6 protein-coding genes and 4 tRNA genes are annotated in these 11,490 nt (G+C 67.5%); all 10 read left to right on the top strand.

Annotated elements, in window-relative coordinates; translation table 11 throughout:
• Nucleotides 1-643, top strand: a 643-nt coding sequence (locus tag VI078_02380) for an RHS repeat-associated core domain-containing protein (protein HEY5998129.1), incomplete at its 5' end; no start/stop codon positions are given.
• Between the two features lie 459 nt (nt 644-1,102).
• On the top strand, nt 1,103-1,531 hold the full coding sequence (locus VI078_02375; protein ID HEY5998128.1) for a tlde1 domain-containing protein: 429 nt from the start codon (nt 1,103-1,105) through the stop codon (nt 1,529-1,531).
• Nucleotides 1,528-2,049 carry a hypothetical protein gene (locus VI078_02370; protein ID HEY5998127.1) on the top strand — a complete coding sequence of 174 codons (522 nt, stop codon included), beginning with the start codon at nt 1,528-1,530 and terminating at the stop codon, nt 2,047-2,049. Before VI078_02375 ends, VI078_02370 begins: the two co-directional genes overlap by 4 nt.
• 170 nt (nt 2,050-2,219) lie before the next feature.
• Nucleotides 2,220-9,710: a PKD domain-containing protein gene (locus VI078_02365; protein ID HEY5998126.1), complete on the top strand. Its 7,491-nt coding sequence runs from the start codon at nt 2,220-2,222 to the stop codon at nt 9,708-9,710.
• Between the two features lie 4 nt (nt 9,711-9,714).
• Nucleotides 9,715-10,605, top strand: a complete 891-nt coding sequence (locus VI078_02360; protein ID HEY5998125.1) for a rhodanese-like domain-containing protein — start codon at nt 9,715-9,717, stop codon at nt 10,603-10,605.
• Between the two features lie 102 nt (nt 10,606-10,707).
• A tRNA-Thr gene (locus VI078_02355) sits at nt 10,708-10,783 on the top strand.
• A 63-nt stretch (nt 10,784-10,846) separates the two neighbouring features.
• Nucleotides 10,847-10,931: transfer RNA gene (locus VI078_02350), tRNA-Tyr, on the top strand.
• 64 nt (nt 10,932-10,995) lie between these two features.
• Nucleotides 10,996-11,071 (top strand) — tRNA-Gly (locus tag VI078_02345).
• A 163-nt stretch (nt 11,072-11,234) separates the two neighbouring features.
• Nucleotides 11,235-11,310, top strand: a tRNA-Thr gene (locus VI078_02340).
• 61 nt (nt 11,311-11,371) lie between these two features.
• Nucleotides 11,372-11,490: GTP-binding protein (locus VI078_02335; protein ID HEY5998124.1), on the top strand; the 119-nt coding region annotated here is incomplete at its 3' end.

The following is an 11,490-nucleotide window of genomic DNA, read 5'->3' as shown; positions in this document are numbered from 1 at the left end:
CGTGAGCAACCTCCGTTTCCCCGGCCAATACTACGACAAGGAGACAGAGGGCATAGATGCTGAAACTGGCCTTCCTGTCCCCGGCACGGGGCTGCATTACAACTGGAACAGGTACTATGACCCGAGTCTGGGGAGGTACCTGTCAACCGATCCCATCGGCATCGACGGCGGGGATCTCAATCTGTATGCGTATGTCTCACAACGACCTACCGTGATGTCGGATCCAATGGGTCTGAAGTCTTTTTGCGCGGAGGTCTTTATAGGTTTTGGAGGCGGGGTTTTATTCGGAGAGAATCCGGACGGCTCCTACTTCCTTACGATTCGATGGGGCGCTGGAGAAGGCGAGTCGTTTAGTTATGACCCGGAGGGAACGAGTCCCGGTTATCAACCTGGCGAATCGTCGCAAGTGAAGACCGGCGGCTTTGCGGAAGTAGGCCTTGGCGTCAGTCCGGGGCCATCCGTCGGTTGGGCCGGCCAAGTCGGTGGCACTGCCATGCGGGGGGGAGGGGTGACCAACATATATTCTGAGAGCAGGCTGTCGAAGCAGTTCGAAATGCCATCTCCTACCAGTCCGAGCAAGGTGAGGATTAGTGCAATTGCTGCGGCCGGCTCCGAAACTACGTTCTTGTGGAAGCGGAAATGACACGAAAGAAAAGGTTTGTTGCCGCGCTGTTGATGGTCTTCGTGGTCATCTGCTTTACATATGTATACATCGTCTCTTCCGAGGCATTTGCAGTTTCAACCAAGTACATAGCGAACAATCAACGCGTAAAGGCTGCGTTCGGCAATCCCGTGAAGTGCAGATTGGCTTTCTGGGGGTATTCCATCAAGACCGTTGGTCCCACTGGTAGCGCGCACTTCCAGGTATACGTGTCGGGTCCCTTGGGGAAAGGGACTGTCTATATCGTACTTGAGAAGCAGAATCTTTGGCATGTGACATCCGCAAGCCTTAGGGTTGGAACCAGTGTTAGCGAAATTCCACTCTTGCCTGAGTGACATTACCGGGGTTCCACAGAGCCTGAGAGGGCCGGTCGAGGTGTGGTACCTCTCACCTGATCCCATTGGAATTGAGGGTGGGGATCTGAATCTGTACGCGTACGTCATGAATGGTCCAGTAGACAGAGATGATCCGTTCGGCCTTGCTTGGGTATACAGTCGATCAAGTGGGCAACTAACACATGAAGACCCACCGCTGCGAAGCGTCGATGTTGGCACCGGGTATTCCGGTCATGGGCTTGGTCTCAATAACCCTACGCTGCAATTCCTACGCAACGTCGGGCCCATTCCGCAAGGCACATGGACGATCGGGCCGCAGCAGAACAACACGACCGGTAGCGGCACAAACCTTCCTGCATCAATGCGGCTGACACCGGCAGCTGACACTCAGACGTTGGGGCGGGATGGTTTCTTGATCCATGGTGACAACGGACGAGGAAACAGAAGCGCTTCGCAAGGATGCCCTGTCTTTAATCGTAACATCAGGAATCAGATCGGTGGCAGTGACGACAACACACTGGTGGTCATCCCATGAAGAACGTCTTCTCTGTGATCCTGCTCTGCGCACTATTCCCGACGTCAGCAATTGCCGACACGACTTGGGACTTCACTTTGCCAAGCGGTGTCAGGGTTTCAATTGCTGAGGCGCCATTCCAAGAAGCGAACTTTCAGGTGGAAGGTTGTGCTGCTGGCGACTCGCAATGCCGAATCAACGGGCACTTACCATTCGGGGAGGCCTTTGGTTTGCCAAAGACTTATGTGAAGAGCATTCAGGTTTCATTTCATGAACAGTCTTACGCGCTTGATGCTTCTGATATGTACAACGCGTGGGGAAATCGCCTTCTCCAATACCCTGGCGCGGTGCGATATTTTGGAGGCAAGTGCTTTGATGTAAAGAATTGTCAGTTCCGAGGGCTATTCTCCGATGCCGCCGGATCATTCGTGGCTGAATGGCTGGTGGTGGACGGTCACGTATTCAGGACTGTTCTGAGTGGCAGCAACGATATCGTAGATCTGTTCTCCCAGCACATCGATCCGCCGGAATTCGACTAAGTGAAGATGTACGGGGGGCACCTTCTGTCTACAGCGAGCGACGTGGCAGGATTCTGTTCGCCGGAGGGATTGAAGTTGGGGCTTGGCGAACTGGCTGAGGCTGGATCGTGATTTTGCGACCACGGTCTCGCGAGGGTGCGATGGAGTCTGGTTGGAGAGGGGGAGATCGCATGTCCAGGATGATCAAGGCCTTGGTGTTCGTGCTCTTCCTCCTCGTGCCGACGGGGCAGGCGCTCGCGCAGGAGTCCGTCTGCGCCGCCGTCAAGCTCGAGATCGGGCAGACACTCTCGCTCGAGCGGCAGGGATTCTTCGCCGTGATGCAGATTTCGAACGGGCTCTCCTCGATCGGGATCGAAGGCGTGGACGTGGACATCCACGGCGTGAACGCCGCCGGGGAGCCGGTAGTGCTCACCACCGACACCAACGACCAGACCGCTTCCTTCTGGTATCGGATCGACTCGATGACGGGCATCGGGGACGTCGCCGGCACCGGCACCGTCAGCCCCGGCACGACGGCGGAGATCCGGTGGCTGTTGATCCCCACCGGCATCGCGGCGCAAGGGCAGCCCCTGGGCGCCCGCTACGAGATCGGCGCCACGGTGAGCTACCGCATCAACGGCGAGCCCTTCACGCTCGAGGTGCAGCCGGACTCGATCCTCGTCAAGCCGTTGCCGTCGCTCTACGTGGAGTACTTCGTGCCCGGCGACGTCTACGCCGACGACCCCTTCACGCCGGCGATCGAGCCGCCCGTCCCCTTCAGCTTCGGCGTCAGGGTCAAGAACAGCGGGCTCGGCACCGCCCGCAACGTCGCGATCGAATCCGCGCAACCGCGCATCGTCGAGAACGAGCAGGGGCTGCTCATCGGCTTCCTGATCGACTCCTCGGAGGTCAACGGCCAGCCCGGGGCGCGCAGCCTGCTCGTGGACTTCGGCACGCTGGCGCCCGGGGCCAGCGCGACCGGCCGCTGGAACATGACGACCAATCTTTCGGGGAGCTTCACCCAAGTCTCGGGGAGCTTCACTCATTCCGACGAGCTGGGGGGCGCCATCACCTCCGTGATCTCGGGGACCGCCGCGCGCATCGCCGAGCACGACGTCCGAGCCGACTTGCCGGGCCGCGACGGCATCCGCGACTTCCTCGTGCGTCAGGGCGGGAGCTGCACCCTCTACGAGAGCCAGGGGCAGGATACGCCGGTGGCCGACGTCGGCGCCTCGTCGACACTGACGGACGCGGGGCAGAGCGGCACGGAGAGGCACTTCTCGCTCGCTACGCCGGTCGTCTCCGGCTACTCCTTCCTGAAGCTCACCGACCCCTTTGCGGGCGCCAAGCGCCTCAAGGCGGTTCTGCGCTCCGACGGCAAGCTCATCGGCGCGGACAACGCCTGGCTCTCGAAGCACCGCAATCTGGTCGCCCACGAGTGGGAATATGGCTTCAATCTCTTCGACTCGAACACGACCGGCGCCTACACCGTGATCTTCGACGACCCGGCCGCCGAGCCGCACGCCCCGGTCCTGCAGCTCATTGCCGACCAGGTGGTGGTGGAGGGCGCGGAACTCTCCTTCGCGGCGCACGCCACGGACCAGGACGGGACGAAGCCGGCACTTTCGGCCGCGCCGCTCCCCGCCGGGGCACGCTTCGTGGACGGCGGCGAAACGTGGGGCACCTTCTCCTGGACGCCGGCGGTCGGGCAGGCAGGGACGTACCAGGTCACGTTCACGGCGAGCGACGGGGCGCTGAGCGACCAGCAGGCCGTGCGCATCACGGTGCGCCACATCTGGGACACCGACGGCGACGGCATGGCTGACGCCTGGGAGCTGGCCCACTTCGGCTCGCTCGCCCGTGACGGCGCGGGGGACGCGGACGGCGACGGGCGGACGGACCTGCAGGAGTACCTGGCGGGCACCGACCCGAACACGGGGCTCGCGCCTTCGGTGCCTGTGGTGCTCGCGCCGGCCGCGGGGGGCGAGGTCGCGGCGCTCCAGCCGTCCCTCGTCGTGAGAAGCAGCGTCGACCGCGACGGTGGCGGCGCGACGAGCTACGCCTTCGAGGTCTACGCGGACGCGGCGCTCACCCAGCGTGTGGCCGACGCCGCGGGCGTGGCGCAGGGCGGGGGGAGCACCGCCTGGACGGTTCCCATCTCGCTGGCCGACAACGCGCCGTACTGGTGGCGGGTGCGTGCCGGCGACGGCGTGCACGCGAGCGCCTGGGCCTACGGCAGCTTCTTCGTGAACACGGCGAACGACCCGCCGGCGGGCGTGGGCGTCTCGCAGCCCGGCGACGGCAGGTCGGTCGGCACGACGACCCCGGCTCTGGTCGTCCGCAACGCCACGGACGTCGACCGGGATGCCGTGACCTATGGCTTCGAGGTCTTCTCGGACGCCGGGATGACGGCGCTCGTTGCTTCGGCCAGCGACGTGGCCGCGGGCGGCGGGGGCACGACGTCCTGGACGGTGCCGGCCCCGTTGGCGGACCAGACCACGTACTACTGGCGCGCCACGGCGCGGGACGAGCATGGAGCGACGGCGGTCGTGACCGCCTCGTTCCTCGTCGACACCGGCAACCAGCCGCCGTCTGCGCCGACGGTTGTCGCCCCGGCGGACGGCGCGGAGACGACCGCGATGGCGCCGACGCTGACGGTCGGCAACGCGTCGGACCCCGAAGTCAGCCCGCTGACCTACCTGTTCGAGCTGGATACGGTCCCCTCGTTCAACAGCCCGGGCCTGGTCTCCAGCGTGGCGATTGCCGAAGGCCCCGGGGAGACCTCGTGGACGGTCCCGGCGGGGCTGGTCGACAACACACGGTACTACTGGCGCGCCCGCGCGGCCGACGCCGGCGCCGACGGCCCGTGGGTCGTGGCGTCGCTCTTCGTGAACACGGTAAACGACTCGCCGGGCACGCCGACGGTGCTCAACCCCGCGGCGGGCGGCGAAGTCTGGTCGACGAGCCCGGATCTGGCGCTCAACGCGCCGGTCGACGCGGACGGCGACGCGCTGAGCTACGACTTCGAGGTCTACGCGGAGGCGGCGCTGACGACACACGTTGCGTTCGCGTCCGGCGGCGGCGCGACCTGGACGGTGAGCGCGACGCTCGTGGACGATCGCAGTTACTGGTGGCGGGCGCGGGCCGTCGACGAGCACGGCGCGGCGAGCGGCTGGAGCGAAGCGCAGAGCTTCTTCGTCAACGTCCGCGGCTACAACAATCCGCCGACGATCCTCGTGGCGCGACCGGCTGCGGCGGAGGCCCCGTCGAATGCCGTGAGCTTCGAAGTGCGCTGGACGGACGGCGATCCGGATAGCGCCGCGCTGGTCTCGCTCTACTACGATGACGATGGCGACGGCTTCGACGGGACGCCGATCGTCGCCGCGATCGCGGAGAACGACGCGGCCAACGCATTCACCTGGGACACCTCGGCGCTGGCCGACGGCTCGTGGTGGGTCTATGCGGTGATCGCGGACGAGGAGAACGAGGCGCGGGCCTATGGCGCCGGGCCGGTGGTCATCGACCGCACGGCGCCTGTGGTCACGGCCAGCCCGGCCGGCGGACTCTTCAACGCGCCGCAGGGCGTCGTCTTGACGGCTTCGGAGACGGCCGTCATCCGCTACACCACCGACGGCTCGGCGCCGACTGCGGCCTCGCCGGTGTACGCCGGCCCGATCGCCGTCCCGGTGTCGGGGACGCTGCGTTTCTTCGCGGTGGACCCGGCGGGCAACGTCGGCCCCGAGGGGAGCGAGACCTACGACATCGACGAGGTGCCGCCGGCGGTCGCGATCGACGCGTTGCCTGCGCTGTGGCGCTCGGCGAGCTACACGATGACGGGGACCGCGGAGGCCGGCTCGACGGTGTCGCTTGCCGTGGACACGCCGGCGACGGTCGGTGTGGTCAGCCAGCCGGTCGGCGGGACCTGGTCCGCGACGGTGAGCGGTCTTGTGCACGGGCCGAACACCTTCACGGCCACGGCCGTCGACCCGGCCGGCAACGCGGCGCAGGACGTCGCGGCCCTCGAGGTCAATCTCAACCAGGCGCCCGTGCTCGACCCGATCGGGCCTCGGGGCGTCGCCGAGAACCAGCCGCTCGTCTTCGGGGTGACGGCCAGCGATCCCGACGGGCCGGCGCCCGCCATCACGGCGCAGGGCCTGCCCGCGGGGGCGAGCTTCATCGGAGGCACGTTCGCCTGGACGCCGACCTACGATCAGAGCGGTGAGTACAACGTGACCTTCATCGCGGACGATGGCGACCTGCAGGATGCCGAGAGCGTCGCGATCACCGTGACGAACGTCAACCGCGCCCCCACGGTCCCCCAGGTCAGCGCGCCGCAGGCGCAGGCCGAAGTGCCGAGCGCGCGGCCGGCCCTCGTGCTGGAGAACAGCGTCGATCCCGACGGCGACGCGCTGGCGTACGAGTTCGAGGTCTACGGCGATCAGGCGCTGACGCTGCCGGAGGCGGCCTCCGGCTTGGTCGCGCAGCAGGCGGGGACGACCTCGTGGACGGTCGGCGCCGACCTGGCGGACAACGCCTGGCACTACTGGCGTGGGCGCGCCACGGACGGCAGTTCCCCGACGCTGTGGGCGGACGGCAGTTTCTTCGTCAACACGGCCAACGAGCCGCCGGGTGTGTTCGACGTCGCGGCGCCCGCGCCCGGGGCCGACGTCGCGACGCAGACGCCCGAGCTGCGCGTGGCCAACGCCGGCGACGTCGACGGGGATGCCGTCTGGTATTCGTTTGCGGTCTATGCCGATGATGGTCTGACGTCGCAGGAGGACTTGGTGACGGGGATCCCGGCGGGGACGGGCGGCAGCACGGCGTGGACGACCGCCGTTCCGCTCGCGGACAACGCGTGGCATTTCTGGACCGCGACGGCAACCGACGAGCACGGTCTGGCCACGGCGATCGGACCTTCGGCCTTCTTCGTGAATACGGCGAACGACGCGCCCGCCGCGCCTGCCGTGGCTTCCCCGGCGGACGGCTCGGAGGTGGCGTCGACGTCGGTGACGCTGAGCGTTGCGAACGCCACGGACGTGGATCGGAACCCCCTGACGTACTTCTTCGAGCTGGACACCGCCCCCACGTTCGACACGCCGAACAGGAGGACCTCCGGCGAGGTCGCCGAGACGGAGGGAACCACCTCCTGGGGCGTGGCCGGACTGGCCGACAACACGCGCTACTACTGGCACGCCAAGGCGGCGGACGCGTGGACCGAGAGCCCGTGGGCGGGGGCGGGCTTCTTCGTCAACACCGCGAACGACGCGCCGTCGGCGCCGACGCCGCGCAACCCCGGCGCGGGAGCCTGGGTGGACGGCGTCACGCCGCGCCTCGAGGTGTACGCGGCGGTCGACCCCGACCTCGACCCGCTGCGCTACGAGTACGAGGTGTACGCCGAGCCACCGGGCGGCACGGTCGCGAGCGGCGGGGCGGCGGCGACCGAGTGGGTGGTGACGCCGCCGCTTCCGCTCTATGCGTGGCACTCCTGGCGCGCCAGGGCGGTCGACGACAACGAGGCGGCCGGTCCCTGGACGGCGCTGACGTCCTTCTTCACGGACGACAACGGCGTGGACGACCCGCCGGCGATCACGATGACCGAGCCGGCAGCCGCCTGGATGCAGGCGGGCGGGACCTTCACGATCCGGTGGGTGGATGCGGACCCCGACTCCGCCGCGACGATCGCGCTCTACCGCGACGTCGACGGGGCGGGCTTCGACGGCACCCCCATCGTTTCGGGCCTGAGCGAGGACCAGGACGGGCCCGCGGGCGCGTACGCCTGGGACCTCGGCGGCGTGCCGCCGGGCACCTGGCACGTCTACGGCGTCATCGGCGACGGCACCTCGACGCGCTCCGACTACGCACCGGGGACGATCACGGTGGACGGCGCGGCCCCGCAGACGGTGGCGAGCCCGGCGCCGGGCAGCTACATCGGCCAGGTCACGGTGACCCTGACGGCCACGGACGACATGGACCCGGCGCCCGTCATCCACTACACGGTCGACGGCTCGGTTCCGACGCTCGAGAGCCAGGTGTACACGGCGCCGCTGGTGTTCACCGCCACGACGACGCTCCACTACTTCGCCGTCGACGCAGCGGGGCAGCGGGAAGCGGCGCAGGGGCCGTTCGTCTACGTCGTGCTGCCGCCGAACTACAGCATCGCGGCGAGCGCGGGCGCCAACGGCTCGATCTCGCCCGAGGGGGCGGTCAGCGTGCCGGCGCACGGCAGCCAGACCTTCACGATCACGCCGGATCCGGCGTACCGCGTCGCCGACGTCGTGGTCGACGGCGGGTCGGTGGGCGCCGTGACGACCTACACCTTTGCGGACGTGATGGCCGACCACGGCATCGATGCGAGCTTCACGGCCCTGACCGCGAATCTCGCCCTCAATAAGACCGCCAGCGCCTCCTCGCAGTCCAGTTCGACGTACGCGGCCTCCAAGGCGGTCGACGGGGGCACCTCGACCTACTGGCGGAGCGGCTCGACGGGCACCCAATGGCTGCTGGTGGACCTCGGCGCGTTCTACGATGTCTCCCGCGTCAAGGTCTCGTGGTCGTCGACGTACTATGCGCGCTCATTCCGGATCGAGACGTCGACGGACGGCAACGCCTTCACGTCACGCTTCTCGACGGCCAGCGGGACGAGCGGGACGACGGACGCCCTCTTCGCCGCGGTCCGCTCGCGGTACGTGCGGGTGTACTGCACGGTGGCGAACTCTTCGAGCTACCGCGTCACGGAGCTTGAGGTCTACGGGACGGCGTCGCCGAACCTGGCGCCGGCGGCGGACGCCGGGACGGACAAGGCGGGCTACGCCGGCGCCGCCATCTCGTTCACGGGGTCGGGGTCCGACGCGGACGGGACGATCGTTGACTGGTCCTGGAACTGGGGCGACGGCACGGCCGACACCCCGACTCAGAACGCGAACCACACGTATGCGGCGGCCGGCACGTACACGGCGACCCTGACGGTCACCGACGATCAGGGTGCCGCCGGCAGCGACACGGCCGTGGTCACGGTGAGCGTGGCGCCGCCGAACCAGCCGCCGGTGGCCAACGCCGGCACCGACAAGACCGGGACGGCGGGGACGGCGATCTCGTTCACCGGGGCCGGGTCCGACGCGGACGGGACGATCGTTGACTGGTCCTGGAACTGGGGTGACGGCACGGCCGACACCCCGAGCCAGAACGCGAGCCACACGTACGAGACGGCCGGGGTGTACACGGCGACCCTGACCGTGACCGACAACCTCGGCGCCAGCGGGAGCGACGCCGCGCTGGTCACGGTCGACGCGCCGCCGGACAATCTCGCCCTTGGCAAGAACACCAGCGCCTCCTCATCGCGCAGCGGGAGCTCGAACGCGCCGGCGAACGCCGTCGACGGCAGCGCGACGACCTACTGGCGGAGCAGCGCGGGAGGGACACAGTGGCTCGAGGTCGATCTCGCGGCGGATTACAGCGTCTCGCGCGTCAAGGTGTCCTGGAGTTCCACCAATTACGGTCGCAGCTTCCAGATCCAGACCTCCATGAATGGGACGGATTACACGACGCAGTACTCGACCACCTCGGGCGGCAGCGCGCCGACGGACGTCACCTTCCCGGCGGCGGGCGCCCGCTACGTGCGGGTATACTGCACGGTGGCCAACTCCTCGGACTATCGGCTGACGGAGTTGGAGGTCTATCCTTAGGCCCATGGCGAGAGCAGGGAAGGGGTATCGGCAGGTGCGCCCGCTGGCGGCTGCGCTGGCGTGCGCGATCTGCTGCTGGGCGTTGCCCGCCGTCGGGGCGGGAGTGGCGGACGCCGGGGCCGGGCTGGAGCCCGCGGGAGGGCCCGCGGACTGCTTCGTCCCGGCATCGGTCCTCCGCTCCCGCTTGCAGACGGCAGCCGCCGGCAAGGCGCCGATCCTCGTCGATGTCCGGGACGCCGCGAGTTACGGACGCGCAAGGATTCCTGGCTCGATCAACGTCCCGCTGTTTGCCGTGAAGACCAAGCCCTTCCTGAGGCAAGCGTCGTTCGTCCTGGTGAACGACGGATTCGAGGGCCGGCGGCTGCTCGAGGAGTGCGGCGCCCTCCGGGAGCAGGGTTTCGCGTCCGTCGCGGTGCTCAAAGGCGGGCTGTCCGCCTGGGCGGCGGTCGGAGGGGCGATCGTCGGGGACGGTTCGGCCCTTGCCGGCGTCCGCTCCGTTCCCCCGCAGTCGCTGCGGGCCGAGCGGGCGGGCCGGGACGTCGCGATCGTGGATATCCGACGTGGGGCTGGCGCGGCCCCTGGCGAGGAACTCCCGGGCGCCAAGGTCCTGCCGTACGCGGGCGACGCCAGGGGATTCGTCGAGCGGCTGGACGCGGAAGTCGGGCGCTGGCGCGCAGAGGGAAAGCGCAGCGTCATTCTCGTCGACGAGGACGGGAGTGCGTTCACGCAACTGCTGACAGTCATAGAGGAAACGAATACACGCTGGGGCGGGGACCCCGGTCTCTTCTTCGGCGAGGGCGGTCTTCAGGCCTACCGGGGTCTCGTGGAGTCCCAGGCGAAGACTCTCGCAGGCCAGCGAGGGAAGGACGCGGAAGGCTGCAAGACGTGCCCCTGAGCGGGGGGCGGCAAAGAAGTTCTTGACTTCGCGGTCTTACCGCTATATCTTCACTCTTCTTGGTGTACAGGCGGAGGAGTGCGCGTGGAAGGAAGTGGACGGGCCGGTGTAGCTCAATCGGCAGAGCGACTGATTTGTAATCAGTAGGTTGGAGGTTCGAGTCCTCTCATCGGCTCCAGCAGGCAGCGGGCAGGGCGGAGGACGCGCGACGGAACGAGCGGGAAGCGAGAAAGACGGACGCGGGGAGGTTCCCGAGTGGCCAAAGGGAACAGACTGTAAATCTGTCGGCGACGCCTTCGGAGGTTCGAATCCTCCCCTCCCCACCACATACGAAGGAGTGCTGAGGCAACGAGAAGCGGACGAGGCGAGGCGCTTGACGCCCCGCGCAGCGCGGGAATAGCTCAGGTGGTAGAGCGTCAGCCTTCCAAGCTGAGGGTCGCGGGTTCGAGTCCCGTTTCCCGCTCCAGAATTGGCTGGACAGTTGCTGGTGTGAAAGGTTAAGCGAGGGACGCGAGATGCAAGCAGTCCAAGGAGCGACGAAGCCGGCGAGTGAGGCGTGCTGTCTGCACGCCGCAGCGAGACGGCGACGGAGCGACGCCGGAATGCGCCGCAGATCGCGCCCCGCAGCCGCCCACGTAGCTCAGTCGGCAGAGCGCGTCCTTGGTAAGGACGAGGTCAGCGGTTCAATCCCGCTCGTGGGCTCCAGTTTTCTGGCGGTGCAGGCGGCCGGGCGCCGGCGCTGAGGGAGAGGGGAGGAGCGAGAGCCATGGCGAAGGAGAAGTTTCAGAGGACGAAGCCGCACCTGAACGTGGGGACGATCGGGCACGTGGACCACGGCAAGACGACGCTGACGGCGGCGATCACGGAGGTGCTGGAGAAGAAGGG

The sequence above is a fragment of the bacterium genome (genome assembly GCA_036524115.1).
Taxonomy (GTDB): Bacteria; JAUVQV01; JAUVQV01; order JAUVQV01; family DATDCY01; genus DATDCY01.
Note: the sequence above shows the minus strand (reverse complement) of the source record. Positions and strands in the feature narration are given on the sequence as shown.

Coding starts and splice junctions, on each gene's coding strand:
- VI078_02375 (HEY5998128.1), top strand. CDS start 1,103: ATGAATGGTCCAGTAGACAGAGATGATCCGTTCGGCCTTGCTTGGGTA.
- VI078_02370 (HEY5998127.1), top strand. CDS start 1,528: ATGAAGAACGTCTTCTCTGTGATCCTGCTCTGCGCACTATTCCCGACG.
- VI078_02365 (HEY5998126.1), top strand. CDS start 2,220: ATGTCCAGGATGATCAAGGCCTTGGTGTTCGTGCTCTTCCTCCTCGTG.
- VI078_02360 (HEY5998125.1), top strand. CDS start 9,715: ATGGCGAGAGCAGGGAAGGGGTATCGGCAGGTGCGCCCGCTGGCGGCT.